Raw genomic sequence first — 17,642 nt, forward strand, 5'->3', positions numbered from 1 at the left:
ATTAACTGAGCGCACTCATTAAACCGAAAATAACCCTATACAACGTCCAGCCCTCAAAAATCCTGGCGCCGCGCCGTTCCAAACAGGCTGACACTACTCAACTCACCCTCATGCTCCTCAAGCCGAACAGGTGCCGTGCCACCCGGCATGACCACCGCCACCGCTCCTGCCGCAACCCAGCCCACATGCCAAGCGGCACAGGCCACCGCGCTGGCACTGGTGCCGGAAGACGCTGTGGGCCCTTCGCCACGCTCGAATACCCTGGCCATCAGGCGATTGTCAGACTCGCGGGCCACCCATTGCAGGTTGACCCCGGCCGGACAAGGTCGTCCCACGCCAGCGGGAGGTGCGAAGGCGACAGCCATCAACGGCTCAAACAGCGCCGGTTGCAGCATCTGCTGATTGCTCGGCAGCGCCGAAGCATCAGGCACGAAGGTCACGCAATGGGGATTGCCCACCCGCACAAACTGACTGCGATTCCACAGGGGATTGAGCCTAGAAAGCCCTGGGACATGGCTCGGTCCGCTGCTGTTGAGCACCAGCGACGGCGCACCCACTGCCAACGGCCCGAACTCAGGCCGCCCCAGCGCCAACCAGAAACCCTGGACCTCTTCGAGAAGTGCAGGCTCGACCCCTGTCACCACCGGCGACAATGCATCCGCCTTATCGTGATGGACTCGCAACTCACACGCCCCGGACATCAACCCCTCATCAGTCAGCGCCTGGGCAAATATCGTCAAGCCATTGCCACTGCGTTCGGCCAAGGTGCCGTCGGTGTTGACGATCAACAGGTCAAATGGCGGCGCGGCCTGAAACGGCCCCACCAACAGGCCGTCACAACGATGGGCCTTGGCGTCCGGCGGGCGCGGCAACGAGCCCCAGCCGCACTCGGATGCGATGGCCGCCAGCGCCCAGGCCTGCCGAGAACCGGCGGCCAGGACGGCGGTGGCCGGCAACTCTATGCCCAGCTCACGCAGCACGGCCGGGCTGACCACTCCATAGATATTGCCGCGCGCGTCGTAAAACCGGGTCATTGCGCCGTCCGCATAAAGATCCGCACCACTTCCTCCAGATGCTTGCGCATGGCCTGGCGGGCGCCTTCGGCATCCCGTTGTTCCAGGGCGTCGAGGATGCGGCGGTGCTCGTCTTCGGAGCGATGGGGCATGTCGTCAGATGTGTAGTGGGCCTGCAAACGCTGGAACATGCTGCCGTAGCGATGTCCCAGCAGGTGCGCGATCATCAGTGCATAGGCCGGGTTGCCCGATGCCTGGGCGATGCGGATATGGAATAGGCGATCGCCGGGATGGGTGTGGGAACCGTCACGGTTGTCCTGGGCGTTGCGCTCGAACGCCTCGCGGATACCCGCCAGTTCTTCGTCGGTAGCGTGCTTGGCCGCCAGGGCGGCGGTTTCCGGCTCGATCAGGCGACGGGCCTGGAGCAGGGAAAACGGCGGGATCTCGGCGTTGAAGTCGACGTGCAGGTTCAGCTCCGGATCAAATTCCTTCCATTGGTCACGGGTGGCCTGGGCCATCACCGGTTCCTGGCTGATTTTCGGTTGCGCCGGTTCACAAACCAACACGCCGTTGCCGACCCGCACGTCCACCAGGCCGATGACCTCCAGAGCAATCATCGCCTCCCGCACCGAGGCGCGACTCACCCCCAGCAATTTGGCCAATTCCCGCTCCGCCGGTAGACGGCTGCCAGGAGGAAATTCGCCGCTGTCGATCAAGGCCCGCAACTGGTCGGCAATCTGACGATAAAGACGTTGGTTATCAATAACTTGAAATGGCATCTAGGCTCAGCTCGGTTCACGCACAGCACGCCGACTGGGTTCAACTTGCAAAAAAGCCGCTTGTTGACTGGGAAGTCCCGTGCTAAAAATTGGACCAATGGCCTGACCATTGGATCGTTTCCAGTGCAGTGATCATAGCAAACCCGCAAGGATTGGCTATGGGCTACGTCGAGGCTAGCTACGCCCTTAATGGCCTGACCATTGAGCCAATAATAACAATCATGGGAGTCTGTCATGGACCTCACCGGTAAACGCGTGCTGATCACCGCCGCCGCCCAGGGCATTGGTCGTGCTAGCGTCGAAGCCTATCTGGCTGCTGGCGCCGAGGTATTTGCCGCCGACATCAATCAACAGGCACTCGCTGACCTGCCTGGCGCACGTACCGTGCTGCTGGATGTAACCGATGCAGCCGCCATCCAACGCATCGCTGAACAGTTGGGCCCGATGGATGTGCTGTTCAACTGCGCCGGGGTGGTCCACGCCGGCAATATCCTCGAATGCCCGGAAAGTGACTGGGCGTTTGCCATGGACCTCAACGTCACCGCCATGTACCGCATGATCCGCGCCTTCCTACCCGGCATGTTGGCCGCAGGTGGCGGATCGATCATCAATATGTCGTCGGTAGCCTCCAGCATCAAAGGCGTGCCCAACCGCTTCGCCTACTGCGCCAGCAAGGCAGCCGTGATCGGCCTGACCCGCTCGGTGGCCGCCGATTTCGTCACCCAACGCATTCGCTGCAACGCCATCTGCCCCGGCACCGTTGAATCGCCGTCACTGCATCAACGCATCGCCGAACAGGCCACTCGCGAAGGGCGGCAACAGGATGAGGTGTACGCCGCATTCACCGCCCGCCAGCCAATGGGCCGCCTGGGCACGCCGCAGGAAGTTGCCCAACTGGCGCTGTACCTCGGCTCTGACGCCAGCGCATTTACCACCGGCACCACGCAGATTATCGACGGCGGCTGGAGCAACTGACCGCCCCACCTTTATAAGAGGATTGCCCATGAAATTGTTGCGCTATGGCGAAAAAGGCCAGGAACGCCCGGCCCTGCTGGATGCGGATGGCCAGTTGCGAGACTTGTCGGCCCATATCAGCGATATCGCAGGTGACACCCTGCTGCCGCACACTCTCGCCCGCCTGCAAGACCTTGATCCCGCCAGCCTGCCGTTGGTGCCCGGCAACCCGCGCCTGGGTGCCTGTGTCGGGCAAGTAGGAAAATTCATCTGCATCGGCCTGAACTACGCCGATCACGCAGCGGAAACCGGCGCGCCAATCCCTGATGAGCCGATCCTTTTCAACAAGTGGACCAGCGCCATCGTCGGACCCAACGACAATATCGAAATCCCCCGCCACTCACGCAAGACCGACTGGGAAGTGGAACTGGGCGTGGTGATCGGCCAAGGCGGACGCTACATCGACGAAAGCCAGGCCATGGAACACGTGGCTGGCTACTGCGTGATCAACGATGTCTCCGAACGTGAATTCCAACTGGAACGCGGCGGCACCTGGGACAAGGGCAAGGGCTGCGACACCTTCGGTCCACTCGGGCCGTGGCTGGTGAGCCGCGATGAAATCGCCGACCCCCATCAACTGGCGATCTGGCTGGAAGTCGACGGGCATCGCTACCAGAACGGCAACACCCGCACCATGATTTTCCAGATCCCCAAGTTGATCAGCTACCTGAGCCAGTTCATGAGCCTGCAACCCGGAGATGTGATTTCCACCGGCACGCCACCCGGCGTCGGCCTGGGGATCAAGCCTATGCCGGTGTACCTCAAGGCCGGGCAAAAAATCCGCCTGGGCATCGAAGGCCTCGGCGAACAGAACCAGATCACCGTCGACGCCTGACAAGAGCCAAGGAGCCGTTCATGACCACCCTTACTGCGATTCTCGTCGAAGATATCCGCTTTCCCACATCCCAGTCCCTGGACGGCTCCGACGCCATGAACCCGGACCCGGACTACTCGGCCGCCTACGTGATACTGCAGACCGATAACCCGGGCCTTGAAGGCCACGGCCTGACCTTCACCATCGGCCGGGGCAACGAGATTTGCTGCGCAGCGATCAAGGCCATGGAAAACCTGCTGGTGGGCCTGACTCTGGAATGGATCACCGCAGACATGGGCCGCTTCTGGCGCCATGTCACCAGTGACAGCCAGTTGCGCTGGATCGGTCCGGACAAGGGCGCGATCCATCTGGCCACCGGCGCTATCGTCAACGCGGCATGGGATTTGTGGGCCAAGGCTGAAGGAAAACCCCTGTGGCGCCTGGTCGCCGACATGAGCCCGGAGCAGTTGGTGCGTTGCATCGATTTTCGCTACATCACTGACTGCATCACACCCGCCGAAGCCCTGGCCTTGCTGCGCCAGCGCACCGAAGGCAAGGCCGAGCGCATGGCCGACCTGCAAGCCAATGGCTACCCCTGCTACACCACCTCGGCGGGCTGGCTCGGCTATGGCGATGAAAAGCTGCGACGCCTGTGCCAGGAAGCAGTGGACGCCGGTTTCAACCACGTCAAGCTCAAGGTCGGCCACGACTTGCAAGATGATCTGCGCCGCGTGCGCATCGCCCGTGAAGTGCTGGGGCCAGACCGGCAACTGATGATCGACGCCAACCAGGTGTGGGAAGTTGACACTGCCATCGACTGGGTGAGGGAATTGGCATTTGCCAAACCCTGGTTTATCGAAGAGCCCACCAGCCCCGACGATATCGAAGGCCATCGCAAGATTCGCCTGGCCGTCGCACCGGTCAAGGTGGCGACGGGCGAGATGTGCCAGAACCGCATCATTTTCAAGCAACTGATCATGCGTGAAGCCATCGATGTGGTACAGATCGACGCCTGCCGCTTGGGCGGGGTCAACGAGGTGCTGGCGGTGATGCTGATGGCCGCCAAGTATGGCTTGCCAGTGTGTCCACATGCCGGTGGCGTCGGGCTTTGCGAATATGTGCAGCACCTGTCGATGATCGATTACCTGTGCATTGCCGGCACCCATGAAGGACGAGTCATCGAGTTTGTCGATCACCTGCACGAACATTTCGAAGAGCCTTGCGTGGTTCGTGGTGCGGCCTATATGCCGCCCCAGGCGCCGGGGTTCTCGATCCAGATGAAAGCCGCGTCCCGGGAGCAATTCCGCCACCGGCCGTGACCTGAACCGCACTTTGAATGGACGGAGCACAATAATAATGTCGTCCCCATCACTGCTCAGGCTCGATGCGCACCAGCATTTCTGGCGCTACCGGGCCGCTGATTATCCGTGGATCGGCGTACCTGAAGCCGGCCTGCGCCGGGACTTTATCCCACAGGATTTAAAGCCCTTGCTCGACGCCGCTGGCCTGGATGGCTGCATCGCCGTGCAAGCTCGCGCCGGTGAACAGGAAACCAACGCGCTGCTGGAAATGGCACGCCAACACCCGTGGATATTCGGCGTGGTGGGTTGGGTCGACCTGTGCGACCCAGCCCTTGAACAGCACCTGCATCAGTGGCGTGACCAGCCCCCACTTAAAGGCTTTCGTCATCAGATCCAGGATGAGCCCAGGCCGGCGACGTTCATGGCTGATCCAGCCTTTTCCCGCGGCCTGCAGCAGTTGCAACAGCAGGGCTACGTTTATGAAGTGCTGATCCGCTGCGCCGACCTAAGCGCCGCCACTGCCCTGTGCCAGTGCCACGACCAGCATCATCTGGTACTCGATCACCTGGGCAAGCCGGACATCGCCAAAGGCCCCGGCGCCTGGGCCGATCACCTGGCACCCTTGGCCGCCCTGCCCCATGTCAGTTGCAAACTGTCGGGCCTGCTGACCGAAGCCGGACCCGGTCAACGTAATGCCCAGACGCTGCGGCCGTTTATCGAACTGGCCCTGGAGCTGTTTGGCGCCGAGCGCCTGATGTTCGGTTCCGACTGGCCGGTGTGCCTGCTGGCCGGCGAGTACGAAGGTACCTGCCAATTGCTGGAGCAGACCCTCGACCAGTTGTCCCCCAGTGAACACCAGGCTATCTGGGGCGGCACCGCCCAACGGGTCTATCAACTTGAAGGAAACTGCCCATGAATCTGCACTTGCAGGACCGCGTTGTGATCGTCACCGGCGGTGGCTCGGGGATTGGCGCGGCCATTTCCCTGGGGCTGATCGCCGAAGGGGCGATCCCGGTGATTTTCGGCCATCAGCCTTTATCCTCCGCGTTTTGCGCACAACTTGAAGAGCAAGGCCAAAGTCATTTCGTGCGGGTCGAGTTGCGCGATGAAGAGGCTTGCCGTGGGGCAGTCAATGAAGTGTTGCAGCGCTTCGGGCGGATCGACGGGCTGGTCAATAACGCCGGAGTGAATGATGGCGTGGGCCTGGAAGCGGGCCGCGCGGCCTTCATCGAGTCCCTGGAAAAGAACCTGATTCACTACTACTTGATGACCCACCTGTGCCTCGATGCGCTTAAGGCCAGTCGCGGGGCCATCGTCAATATCAGCTCCAAGACCGCCCTCACCGGCCAGGGCGGCACCAGCGGTTACACCGCCGCCAAGGGCGCGCAATTGTCCCTGACTCGGGAGTGGGCGGCATCGTTGCTGGAACACGGCATTCGGGTCAATGCGGTGGTACCCGCCGAAGTGCTGACGCCGTTGTATCAGCGTTGGATCGACGGCTTCGACAACCCCGAGGACAAGCTGGCCGCCATCGTCGAAAAAATCCCGTTGGGCAAGCGGATGACCACGCCTGAGGAAATCGCCGACAGCGTGTTGTTCCTGCTCTCACCCCGCGCCTCCCACACCACCGGGCAATGGCTGGTGGTGGACGGCGGCTACACCCATCTGGACCGGGCGCTGACGTGAGCGGCCAACGCTACTGCCTGGCCCTGGACCTGATCGACGACCCGGTCCTGATCGCCGAATACCAACAGTTGCATCAACGCATCTGGCCAGCCGTGGCCGAGCATTTGCGCAGCCAACAGGTACTGGACATGCAGATCTGGCGCCTGGGTACGCGGCTGTTCATGGTCATGGACACCGGACCCGATTTCAGCTTCGACGGGATGGACAGGGCCGCCCGCGACAACCCCGAGGTGCAAGCCTGGGAAACCTTGATGTGGCGTTTCCAGACGCCCACGCCATGGACCGCTGCCGGCGAAAAATGGCAGCCCATGGAGCAGATCTTCAGCCTGATGGAACAACCGTAACCCCCGCTGCATCGCACGCCTTGATCCAATAAAAACAACAGGAGAAGCGTCATGTTAAGCAAAGACACACAAGTGGCAGACGGCGCCCACGCCGTGCCGACCTATCGCTGGGCGCTGATACTGGTGACCAGTCTGTTCTTCCTTTGGGGCTTGTCCTACGGGCTGCTGGATGTGTTGAACAAGCACTTCCAGGAAACCCTGCACGTCAGCAAAGCCCAGTCTGGGCTGTTGCAGAGCGCCTACTTCGGCGCCTATTTCCTGATCGCTCTGCCGGCGGGCCTGTTGATGGATCGCCATGGCTACAAGGCCGGGATTCTTCTGGGCTTGTGCCTGTATGCGGCCGGTGCGCTGCTGTTCATGCCGGCAGCGGCGGCGGCCAGTTTTCCGTTTTTCCTGCTGGCGCTGTTCGTCATCGCCTGCGGCCTGGGCTGCCTGGAAACTGCGGCCAATCCTTACGCCACGGTGCTGGGCGAACCCGAGGGTGCCGAGCGGCGGCTGAACCTGGCGCAATCGTTCAACGGCCTCGGCCAGTTCTTCGGGCCGCTGATTGGCGGTGCAATGTTTTTCAGTGCCGGCAGCACACCCGCCTCAGACATGAGTTCGCTGCAAACCACCTACGTGGTAATCGCGATTCTGGTGTTGCTGGTGGCGGTGCTGATTGCCCGCACGCCACTGCCGGACTTGCGCGCCCAGGAGCAGGCGCTGCAACCGGCTGCCGGCAAGGGACTGTGGCAGCATCGGGAGTTTGTTGGCGGCGTTATCACGCAGTTTTTCTACGTCGCAGCCCAGGTCGGTGTCGGTGCGTTTTTCATCAACTATGTCACTGAGCATTGGGCGCAAATGAGCAGTCAGCAGGCCGCGTATCTGCTGTCCATTGCCATGCTGGCCTTCATGTTTGGGCGTTTCTTCAGCACTTGGTTGATGGGGCGGGTCAGCGCCCAACGGTTGCTGCTGATTTACGCACTGATCAATATCGCCCTGTGCGCATTGGTGGTGATGGGGCTGGACGGTGTGTCAGTGATTGCGCTGATCGCGGTGTTCTTTTTCATGTCGATCATGTTCCCGACGCTGTTTGCCATGGGCGTGAAAAACCTCGGCCCTCATACCAAGCGTGGCAGTTCGTTCATGATCATGGCGATTGTCGGTGGCGCGTTAATGCCTTACCTGATGGGCAAGGTGGCCGATCACAGTTCGGTGGCTATGGCATACCTGTTGCCGCTGGGCTGTTTTGTGATTGTTGCGGTGTATGCCCGCAGCCGGTTGCGTCAGGGATAACGCAGAGGGTTCATCTGGAAGGTGGTAATCCACTGCAAGAAGCCCGGGGTTCACCAGTTCCCAAGCGGATTACGCACCTTCCAGATGACCTCATACAACAAGCAGGCAAGTGCCATACAGATCAGTGATACATGAGTGGCTGGGAAGCTGAATAGTGTTCCATCCCTATAAAAATAAAGATCCATTGCCCCCTGCCCCGGCAAACCGGGGGAACCCTGCTCGCTCGATACGGCCTGATATGCAAGGATGTTGCGCTGCACATCGTCGTTGAACGCAAAGCCAAGGATTTTCATGACTGCCATCAGCACCCCAGCACCCGTGCTCCCCGGGCGGTTGGAACAAATGTCGACCCGCATCGCCTTTTTCATCGCAGGCTTCAGCATTGCCGCCTGGGCGCCGCTGGTGCCTTACGCCAAGGCCCGCGCCCAGCTCGATGAAGGCACCCTCGGTTTGTTACTCCTGTGTCTGGGGGTAGGCTCAATCATCGCCATGCCGGCCGCAGGTGCCCTGGCGTCACGGTTCGGTTGCCGGCGAGTGTTGATTGGCGGGACGATTTTGATCTGCCTGGCCCTGCCACTGCTGGCCACTGTCAGTTCGATCCCACTGCTGATGGCTTCGCTGTTTCTGTTTGGCGCCGGCCTTGGCACCGTGGATTCCACGGTCAACCTGCAAGCGGTGATCGTCGAGCGAGCCAGTGGCAAAACCATGATGTCAGGCTTCCACGGGCTGTTCAGCCTGGGCGGTATTGTCGGTGCGGCGGGTGTGAGCGGATTGCTGGGGTTGGGCTTGTCGCCGCTGCAGGCAATCCTGGTGGTCATCGTGATCATGGTGATAGCGCTGCTCAAGGCGGCGCCACACTTGTTGCCCTACGGCAGTGAAAGCTCGGGGCCAGCCTTTGCCATTCCCCATGGCGTAGTGCTATTTATCGGTTGCCTGTGTTTTATCGTGTTTCTCGCCGAAGGCGCCGTGCTGGATTGGAGCGCGGTATTCCTCAGCGCCGAACGCGGTCTGGACGAGGCTTATGCGGGGCTCGGTTATGCCGCATTCGCCTTGACCATGACTGCGGGGCGCCTGACGGGAGATGCCATCGTCCGTCGTCTGGGCGCCACCAAGATCATCATTCTTGGCGGGGCTCTTGCGGCGCTCGGCATGCTACTTGCCACCTTTTCCTCCGACTGGGCAATGGCATTGCTCGGCTATGCGCTGGTAGGGGCAGGAGCCTCCAATATCGTGCCGGTGTTGTACACCGCCGTCGGCAAGCAGAATGTCATGCCTGAACATATCGCCGTGCCGGCCATCACCACGCTGGGTTACGCGGGCATCCTCGCCGGACCGGCATTGATCGGATTTGTCGCTCATGGCAGTAGCTTGAGCACGGCGTTTCTGTTGATTGCGCTGTTGTTGGTCGGTGTGGCAGTCAGCGGAAAAATCCTGCGGGTTTGACAGCTCAGCGCTTGAGATGCTTCGAGGCGTCTCAAGCACCGATGAGAGGATGTGTCACATGTCCTTTTCTTTCTTGTCGTTCTTCAGCCAGCGATCAATGCTGTAGTTCTTTAGCCAGCCATCGTCATTGTGGCTGCCAAAAATATTGGTACCGTTGGCTTTGGTGCTGTCCAACGAGGCCAGCAAGCCAGGACGTTCAACCAGGTTCTTTGCCATGTAAACCTGTTGTTCGCTGTATTTTTTCTTGGGCAACCCATTCGCTGGATCGAGGACCACATTCGCGCTCTTGTCGACTTCGTCAGGGTCCTTGCTCATCTCGATGAGCTTGTCTTTATTCACGTAACGGTGTTTTTCGAAAAAGAATGACCGGTCTTCTGACTTGTCCCTCAAATCATCAAATACGCCTCTAAACGCCTTGACGAGTTGGGCGTTGCTCATTGAATGAAACGGATCAGCGCTCTGCGTATTGGGGTCGGTGTTGCCCACCAGGCTGTCAGCCGCCTCGGCAAGGCTTTTCTCGGTGATTTTGCCACCATTGCCAAGGATCGCTTCGTTCAAGCGCGGACGATTGAGGATCGCCTTGGCCAGCATGATGTTGCGGTCCTGCCCTTCACTCTCGCCCACTTTTTCAGCAGCGATTTTCTGCAGGGAGGATTGAGTCAATTTTCCATCTTTTTTAAATTTATCCAGCTCTGAGAAGTTGTTCTTCAAGGCAGTTGCCAACAGGTTGTCCGGCGAACTGACGTAGGGATTTCCAGAAGTCTGCATCCCGCCATGGATGTTCTGAAAGTCCACGTGCCGGGTCTGGGGGGAAGGCATGCCTGGAAACTGCAAAGGGGCGGCATAAGCAGTGACTTGACCAGGTGCACCAAGCGCTCGGGCATCCATTCCCGGACGAGTGTAACCCGTTCCACCGGATGCCACCGGGGCTGCCCGCTGCTCCGGGCCAAGTATTGCCTTAATATTCGGCGGTATGAAAGGTCGTGTGCCGCCGGAATTGATACCGTTGTTAGTCATAATTCACTCCACATATTTGAATTGTGATGCCTTGGCCCTGACAACCGTAATATCCGAGAACAGGTCGTCTATTAATGCGGGGCAAGCAAAACCTGTGTGGCAAACCAGCGAAAATGGTTCCTGCCCATTGAGCAAAGCTGACAAGACACCTCAAGTTTATCCAGATGCAGTTGTCAGCGGCTCAAGGCAGGTCATTACGACTTCAATATCTATGAATAGTGTGGACGAAAACCACCTGGCTTTAGCTTGGCGAAGACGATACTTTTACTCCGTCACCGTAATACGGATTGCTATTACCCCTGGACTTATCTACTGCAATCTGTAGATTTTTTCGATCAATAAGCCCGTCATACTTTCCGGTTTCAGAGTGTTTATCTGAAAGCCCGAGAAGATTGGGACGCATCAAGTACTCTTGAGCCAGCAGAGTGTCACGATCCTGCGAGAAATTACCGGAAGGATATGGACGATCAGCAATCGCCTTGAGTGATTTTTCAGAGATATATCCACGTCGTTTCGGATCTTCGAACGTGCCAAAGCTGTTTTGCAGTGCTTGGGCAAGACTCGCATCAGACTGCTGGGAGAACTCATTTCTGGGGGGTTGCCCGTAGGATGGCGGCGGGCAATACCCCGGATCCGGCAAAGGCTGCGGGAAAACTCCGGGCCCACAGCCATTCCCCGGCTGGGCGGGCATGCCTCCACCCCAACCTGGGCCGCCCCCACCCATAGGAGGTTGACCCATCATCTGCATGAAAAAATTCATCATATTCATATAGAGCCGCTGGATCGGGTTCGTATAGGAAGTCTGTGCCTGGCCATAAGAGGGCGCCGCGTTATTGCCCGGTGCCTGGAATGAGTTCGAACGTGTGAAGTCCATCATATTCGGGGAGCCAAAAACCTGGTTCTGGCGTTGCGATTCAAAGAATTGAAGCCCTTGCGGCGCCCCCCCTCCGTTGAATACAAACGGAGCCTGTGTCGATTGATACCCTGAATGCTGTCGCGGGCAACAGGTGCTTTGCATGCCGGACATCGCCTGTTGAGGATCAGGCTTTTGACCGGCAGAAATGGACACAATCACTCCATTACTACTGCGAAACTCAGTTTGTGCGTATGTCATGTGAAACCCTCTGCTCAGTTTGTGAAAACACACCACTTGCCGACGTCCGGGCGCCAGCAAGTACACGTTATGTGGCAAGCCAGCAGAGTTGGTTCCTCGATATGATTTTTATGCGTTATTGGCTGATGGAAAAATCCGATATAAATCTGTTAACAGTCCTTATTGCGCCGTCAGATAATAATCAGCCAATACTCATCGGCAGGAATAGTCCTACCCACTTGAATCACCTAGTCATCACGCCGACTCAATGTCGAGTATGGAACCGATTGGAAAGGCCCAACGTCCTCTATCAAGCTAAATAGACTCCCACAGACCTGCATTGCGCACTCTGTAAGAGTCTGCTTGAGCGGGTACTTAGAAACCTACGCTGGCCTGCACAAAGAACGTGCGCGGTTCGCCCAGGTAAAGCCCGGCATTGTTATCACTGGAACGGGTGTAGTGCTGCTGGTCGAAGACGTTTTTCACACCGACGCCCAGTTTCAGGTTCGACAGTTGCGCACCGAAGTCGTAGCCGCTGCGCACGTTGACCGACACGTAGCCTGGGATATCACCGTACTGACCGTCAGCGGTGGGCTGGGTGACGTAGGTACTGGTAGTACCCGGCGCACGCTGACCGGACTGGGCGTAGACGTCGAGGTTGTGGGTCCAGTGGTTGACGTCGTAACGCAGCCCCAGGGTCGCCACTTCTCGGGAGTACAGCGGCAGGTCACGGCCCTTGAACGGCACATCGCCCTCGGAGGTGGCCTTGGTGTAGGTGATGCCGGCATTGGCGGTCAGGCCTTCCAGGCGCGGGTCCAGGTTCGCCAGGTCGTAATGGGCCGAGGCCTCGATACCGGTGTGTTTGGTGGCACCGAGGTTGGTCCAGCCCACGTCGTTGCTGACGTATTGAAGCTCATCAGAGAAGTCGATGTAGAACAGCGTCACTTCGCCGCCCCAGACGTTGTCGTTGTAGCGCGTACCGATCTCGTAGGTCTTGGCTTTTTCCGGTTGCAGGCCGTTGGCGGTCTGGTCGCCGTTACCGCCCTGGCCGAGCTGAAAGTATTGCAGGCTGCCAAAAGACGTTTCGTAGTTGGCGAACAGTTTCCAGGCATCGGAGAGGTGGTACATCACGCTCAGTGCCGGCAGCGGTTCATTGTTTTTGATCTGGCGACGTTTCTCCTGGACCGTGGTGCCGTTCAGCGCCACCACCGGGCGGTCATGCCATTCGGTGCGAATGCTTTCGAAGCGAATGCCCGGCGTGATGGTCCATTTGCCCACGTCGATCTTGTCATCGATATAAAATGAGTTGGCCTCGGTGCCACCGGTGCGGTCCTGGTAGACATGGCCGTCATTCTGGCCGACCGGCGTGGGCAGGTTGTTGACCAGTGCCAGGCTGGTGGCCTGCTCGTGCATGCCTTCTTTCAGGTAGCGATAACCGATGCTGGCTTCCTGGGTGGTGGGGCCAAGGTCAAAGACATGGGACACCCGTGGCTCGATGCCGAAGGTGTAGTAGGTGCGCGGGTAGGAACTGAGGGCTTTCAGGTCGCGGTTGGCGATGTTGCTGCCACGGAAACTGTCCGAGTAATAGGTCAGCACTTCGGCCTGGGTGCGGTCGTCGATCTGCCGGATGTATTTGAAGGACACATCCTTGCGCCGGCCACTGAAGTTGTCCCAGTCACGCACCGATTGATACGGGTTGGCGTCGAACTGCTTCTGGGTCAGGCCGCCGGGCATGTCGGCACTGGCATCGTAGTAGTGAAAATTCAGCGAGAAGTCGTCTTGATCGGTCGGCGCCCAGTGGGTCTTGAAAATCACATCGTCGATGTCGTTGGCGTTGTTGCTGTTGCGATAACCGTTGCCGTTGACTCCGGAGTACAGCAGCGCCGCACCGATGCCGTTGTCGGCCGTGCCACCGATAAAGGCGTTTTCCACATGCTTCCAGCCGCCGTGAGCGGAGGTTTGCAGGGTGGTGCCGACTTCACCGGAGAACTTCTCGGGGATCGCGCGGGTCACGAAGTTGATCACGCCGCCGACGTTCTGTGGCCCATAACGTACGGAACCGGCGCCGCGCACCACGTCGATGCTGTCCAGGTTGCCAGCGGAAATCGGCGCCATCGACAGCTGAGGCTGACCATACGGAGCAAAGGCCGCCGGTACGCCGTCGATCAGCACCGTGGAACGTGGCGACAGGCGCGACGTCAGGCCGCGCACGCCGACGTTGAGGGAAATATCGCTGCCACCGGTACCGTTGGACTCCTGCACCTGCACACCCGGCACGCGCCGCAGCACGTCACCGACGTTCATCGCGCCCTGCTCTACCATGGCTTCGCGGCGAATCACCGTTCGCGCGCCGGGGTGGTTTTGCACCACTTCAGCATTGGCATCGCCCAGCCAGTCGCCGACCACCTTGATGTCGGTGGCGCCCAGCTCCAAGGGCGAACCGGCTTCACCGGTGCCGCCGGACAACGGGCGCAGCGTCACCGACCCGGAATCAATCTGGTAGTCCAGGCCGCTGCCTTGCAGCAATTGGCGCAAGGCTTGTTCTGGCGACAGGTTGCCGTCCACCGCAGGCGCTTGCTTGCCGGCCACCATGTCTGGGCTGAAGAACACTTGCAGGGAAGTTTGCTGCCCCAGCTGGCTCAGCGCCGAACTCAAGGGTTGAGCCTGGATATGAATGGCGTCGTCAGCATAGGCCGCCGGGATCGCGGCACTGACCGCAAGAGCCAGGGCCAGTGGAACCCAACGGAACAATTTATTGTTTTTCACGGCGAGTTTTTTCACGTCGAACCTAGTCCTGTGATCGCAAGAGAGTGCGTCTGTTAATGCAAACCAGTTGCAGTTGGACAAGAAGACGAAGAACTCGGAAAAAACCTGAATCTAGCGTGAAATTATTTCCTGGCTGCCGTCGGGAAGTGTGCGCAGGGCCACCGGCAATATGTGCGGCAAGGCCTTGAGCAACGCGTCGGTGTCGTTGGATTTGAACACGCTGGTCAGGCGCAGAGTGCTCGCCGCCGTGCTGACCCGAAGCGGTTGCTCACGGTAGCGGGAGACTTCCCGGGCCACTTCACCGAGGGTCGCGTTGTTGAACACCAGCTTGCCCGTGCGCCAGGCTGTGAGTTCTTCTGGATTGACGGCGTAAGCCGCCGCCACCAGCCCCTGACCATCAATCGCCGTGCCCCGGCCTGCCGTCAGCGTGACGAGATGCTCCGGGGATCGGCCCTGCACCTTGACCGTACCGGCCTCTACCACTACTCGGGTCTGATCCTCATCGCGGCGCACGTCGAAACGGGTACCGGTGACCGTCACCTGCCCTGCTCCGGCCTTGACCACAAAGGGCCGGCTGCTGTCGTGCTCGACACTGAACATCGCTTCGCCCTGCTTGAGTTCAATGCCGCGCTGGCCCTTTTCGTAATGCACAATCACCACGCTGCGACTGTTCAAGTCCATCAGCGAACCGTCCGGCAACGCGACCTGACGGCGCTCACCCAGGGTTGTACTGAATTGGGCCTCATAAGCCTGCGGATGATTCAAGCCGCTAAACAGCCCAAGGCCAACGGCGAGCGCCAACACACTGGCCGCCACCGCATAACGCAGCAACGGGCGGCGCTTGGTACGTGCCGGTGGCGTATCGCACAACGCCTGTAACCGATCCTTGGGCAACAAATCAGTGGCGCTCCACAGCCCTTGCAACACGTCAAATTCGTACTGATGCTCAGGACTTTCCTCACGCCAGGCGTCGAAACAGCTGCGTTCCTCGGTGCTCAACGGGCTGTCCTGCAGACGCACGAACCATTGCGCAGCCTCGTCTCGGGTCGTCGCACTGCCGCCGGCACACTCACGGGCATCCATCATGGAAGGTCCTGTTTCAAAACGGGCATGGGTCATGGGGCTATCGCGTCCAGGCGCTCGCGCAGATGCCGCAGGGTGCGGATCATATACTTTTCCACCATGTTTTTAGAAAGCCCCAGGCGCTCGGCGATTTCCTGCTGGGTCAGCCCTTCGATCTTTTGCCAGATGAAAATCTTGCGGCAATTGAGCGGCAACTCGGCCAAGGCCCGCTCGATGGAGGCCGCCAACTGGATCGCGTGCATGAAGTGCTCCGGGTCGCCGCTGGGTGGCGAACTCTGATCAACGGCTTGCAACGCCATCGCCTCCCGCCGGTCCTCGCGACGATAGGCATCAACGGCGATATTGCGCGCGGTCTGATGCAGATAGGCGCGAGGCTGCTCGACCTGGGTCGATTTGGACTCAAGCACCCGCACGAAGGTATCGTGAGCCAGGTCCTCAGCCTGCTGACGGTTTCTCAGGCGACGCGTCCAGGTCCCGATCAACTCTTCGTAGTGCTCGAAAAAGCCTGTTCTGCGGGGCGGCTGAGGAGTCATCGGGATGCACTGGGTAGGCGGGGCGTGAATAGTAATGCTTCCTATTAAGTGGAGCAATTGCTTCCCGTCGCCCAGGCCATTCAAACCAACCGCTTAATCTGCTTATGCCGCCAAACCAACCGGTAATACGCCGTCTGCAACGCCAACATCGTCAAATACGTCACCGGAAATGCCATCCACACCCCTTCCAGCCCAAACCGCGCATTGAGCAGATACGCCACCGGCAACTCCACCCCCAGCACGCAGAAAATCGAGATCGCCACCGGCATCAACACCACGCCACTGGCGCGCATGATCCCGCCCACCACCGCCTGGAAGCCGAACACCAGGATGCTCCAGAGCATGATGTGCAGCAGGTGCTCGGCCTTGATCCGCGCTTCGTTGTCGGTGATGAACAGCCCCAGCAACCAGTGGGACAACACATAGCCCAGCACAATCAACCCGCCCGTCAGGCAAGTGTTGATCAAAAGCCCCGCGCGCAAGATCGGCCCGATGCGTTCCAGGCGTCCCGCACCAATGGCCTGGGCGCCGAGGATCGAGGCCGTGATGGCAATCGACAGCGCCGGAAATTGCACATAGTTGACGATCTGCGTCACCGCGCCATAAGCCGCCGTGGCTTGGGAACCATGGCTGTTGACCAGCGCCAGGATTACCAGCTCCGACAGCGACAGCACTACCATCTGCAAGCCAGTGGGCAAGCCGATGCGCAAGACCTTGCCGAGGATCGCGCGGTCCAGACGCAGGGCCTTGAGCAGTTCGCGATCCGGCGCCATAACGTGTTTTTTGTGGCGCAGGCGCAGTACCAGAAACAACATGGCCAGGGCGTTGCCTACCAGCCCGGCCCACACCGCGCTCTGAATACCCATGGGCGGCAAGCCGATCCAGCCGCGAATCAGCGCTGGGGTCAGCAGCAGGCCCACCAGTGTCGACACCACCAATGCCAACAACGGCGACACCGTGTCGCTCACCCCCCGCAGCAACTGGGTGTAGAGGATAAACACCAACAGCAGCGGCATGATCAACATCATAATCTGTGCATAGCCGACCGCGTCGTCCAGCACATCCGCCGGCGTGCCCAGGGCCTGCATCGCCGGGCGGGCGAACAGGCTGCCCAACACCGCCGCGATCACCCCGATCAACGCACCCAGCGTCAAGGTGGCACCGGTGATCGACTTCACCAGGCCCGTCTCCTGCGCCCCCCAGGCCTGGCCGATCAGCACCGAGGCGCCCGCCCCCAGGCCGATCACCAGGGCGATAAAAAAGAACACGATGGGAAACATCCCCGATACCGCCGCCAACGCCTGGGTGCCGAGCATTTGCCCGACATAAATGCCGTTGAGGGTGCCGGAAAAACTCTGCAGGAAATTGGACAGCACCATCGGTGCCAGAAAGATCAGGTAGACCTGCCACAGCGGGCGTTGCAAAGGGTTTTGCATGAAATGCGGGGCCTCGGGAGAACAAAGCGACCGAGGGGTTATACC

The 17,642-nt window shown here is 59.7% G+C and carries 17 protein-coding genes; 8 read left to right on the forward strand and 9 right to left on the reverse strand.

Annotated elements, in window-relative coordinates; all coding sequences use genetic code 11:
* Positions 1-53 precede the first annotated feature (53 nt).
* Together ACZRKZ_RS09190 and ACZRKZ_RS09195 are read right to left on the reverse strand one after the other, a co-directional pair.
* The gene (locus ACZRKZ_RS09190) at positions 54-1,034 is read right to left on the reverse strand and encodes a diaminopimelate epimerase (protein WP_463981413.1); all 981 of its coding nucleotides are present in this window, start codon (positions 1,032-1,034) and stop codon (positions 54-56) included.
* The gene (locus ACZRKZ_RS09195; protein WP_463969326.1) at positions 1,031-1,792 is read right to left on the reverse strand and encodes a FadR/GntR family transcriptional regulator; all 762 of its coding nucleotides are present in this window, start codon (positions 1,790-1,792) and stop codon (positions 1,031-1,033) included. The genes ACZRKZ_RS09190 and ACZRKZ_RS09195 overlap by 4 nt, the downstream gene beginning before the upstream one ends.
* Before the next feature lie 234 nt (positions 1,793-2,026).
* On the opposite strand from ACZRKZ_RS09195, the gene ACZRKZ_RS09200 reads away from it, so the two are divergent.
* The 7 genes from ACZRKZ_RS09200 to ACZRKZ_RS09230 are packed head-to-tail and all read left to right on the forward strand — an operon-like array spanning position 2,027 to position 8,226.
* A complete protein-coding gene (locus ACZRKZ_RS09200) occupies positions 2,027-2,767 on the forward strand; it encodes an SDR family oxidoreductase (protein ID WP_463969325.1) in 741 nt (246 codons plus the stop codon).
* Positions 2,768-2,795: 28 nt separating this feature from the next.
* Positions 2,796-3,641, forward strand: coding sequence for an ureidoglycolate lyase (locus ACZRKZ_RS09205; RefSeq protein ID WP_149494034.1), 846 nt, complete (start codon positions 2,796-2,798; stop codon positions 3,639-3,641).
* A gap of 20 nt (positions 3,642-3,661) precedes the next feature.
* Positions 3,662-4,939: an L-fuconate dehydratase gene (locus ACZRKZ_RS09210; protein WP_463981414.1), complete on the forward strand. Its 1,278-nt coding sequence runs from the start codon at positions 3,662-3,664 to the stop codon at positions 4,937-4,939.
* A 37-nt stretch (positions 4,940-4,976) separates the two neighbouring features.
* Entirely contained in the window at positions 4,977-5,837 is an 861-nt protein-coding gene (locus tag ACZRKZ_RS09215) for an amidohydrolase family protein (protein WP_463969322.1), read from the forward strand.
* A complete protein-coding gene (locus tag ACZRKZ_RS09220; protein WP_463981415.1) occupies positions 5,834-6,607 on the forward strand; it encodes an L-fucose dehydrogenase in 774 nt (257 codons plus the stop codon). Before ACZRKZ_RS09215 ends, ACZRKZ_RS09220 begins: the two co-directional genes overlap by 4 nt.
* Entirely contained in the window at positions 6,604-6,951 is a 348-nt protein-coding gene (locus ACZRKZ_RS09225; RefSeq protein ID WP_463981416.1) for an L-rhamnose mutarotase, read from the forward strand. Before ACZRKZ_RS09220 ends, ACZRKZ_RS09225 begins: the two co-directional genes overlap by 4 nt.
* A 51-nt stretch (positions 6,952-7,002) precedes the next feature.
* Positions 7,003-8,226 carry a sugar MFS transporter gene (locus ACZRKZ_RS09230; protein WP_463981417.1) on the forward strand — a complete coding sequence of 408 codons (1,224 nt, stop codon included), beginning with the start codon at positions 7,003-7,005 and terminating at the stop codon, positions 8,224-8,226.
* A 50-nt stretch (positions 8,227-8,276) separates the two neighbouring features.
* On the opposite strand, the gene ACZRKZ_RS09235 is transcribed toward ACZRKZ_RS09230, so the two are convergent.
* Positions 8,277-8,528, reverse strand: a complete 252-nt coding sequence (locus ACZRKZ_RS09235) for a hypothetical protein (protein WP_463981418.1) — start codon at positions 8,526-8,528, stop codon at positions 8,277-8,279.
* Between ACZRKZ_RS09235 and ACZRKZ_RS09240 the strand changes: the two genes are divergently transcribed.
* A complete protein-coding gene (locus ACZRKZ_RS09240; protein ID WP_463981419.1) occupies positions 8,518-9,669 on the forward strand; it encodes an MFS transporter in 1,152 nt (383 codons plus the stop codon). The genes ACZRKZ_RS09235 and ACZRKZ_RS09240 overlap by 11 nt on opposite strands.
* A gap of 54 nt (positions 9,670-9,723) precedes the next feature.
* Here ACZRKZ_RS09240 and ACZRKZ_RS09245 read toward each other — a convergent pair whose 3' ends face one another.
* From ACZRKZ_RS09245 to ACZRKZ_RS09270, 6 genes are all read right to left on the reverse strand, one after another.
* Positions 9,724-10,686 (reverse strand): hypothetical protein, encoded by a 963-nt coding sequence (locus ACZRKZ_RS09245; protein ID WP_463981420.1) that lies wholly within the window; start codon positions 10,684-10,686, stop codon positions 9,724-9,726.
* Positions 10,687-10,927: 241 nt separating this feature from the next.
* Positions 10,928-11,800, reverse strand: a complete 873-nt coding sequence (locus tag ACZRKZ_RS09250; RefSeq protein WP_463981421.1) for a hypothetical protein — start codon at positions 11,798-11,800, stop codon at positions 10,928-10,930.
* A 354-nt stretch (positions 11,801-12,154) separates the two neighbouring features.
* On the reverse strand, positions 12,155-14,560 hold the full coding sequence (locus tag ACZRKZ_RS09255; RefSeq protein WP_463969314.1) for a TonB-dependent siderophore receptor: 2,406 nt from the start codon (positions 14,558-14,560) through the stop codon (positions 12,155-12,157).
* Between the two features lie 96 nt (positions 14,561-14,656).
* Positions 14,657-15,628, reverse strand: coding sequence for a FecR family protein (locus ACZRKZ_RS09260; RefSeq protein ID WP_463981468.1), 972 nt, complete (start codon positions 15,626-15,628; stop codon positions 14,657-14,659).
* Positions 15,629-15,660: 32 nt separating this feature from the next.
* On the reverse strand, positions 15,661-16,161 hold the full coding sequence (locus ACZRKZ_RS09265; RefSeq protein ID WP_463981422.1) for a sigma-70 family RNA polymerase sigma factor: 501 nt from the start codon (positions 16,159-16,161) through the stop codon (positions 15,661-15,663).
* Positions 16,162-16,241: 80 nt separating this feature from the next.
* Positions 16,242-17,597 (reverse strand): MATE family efflux transporter, encoded by a 1,356-nt coding sequence (locus tag ACZRKZ_RS09270; protein ID WP_463981423.1) that lies wholly within the window; start codon positions 17,595-17,597, stop codon positions 16,242-16,244.
* Positions 17,598-17,642: the final 45 nt, after the last annotated feature.

Source organism: Pseudomonas sp. c313 (genome assembly GCF_055407145.1).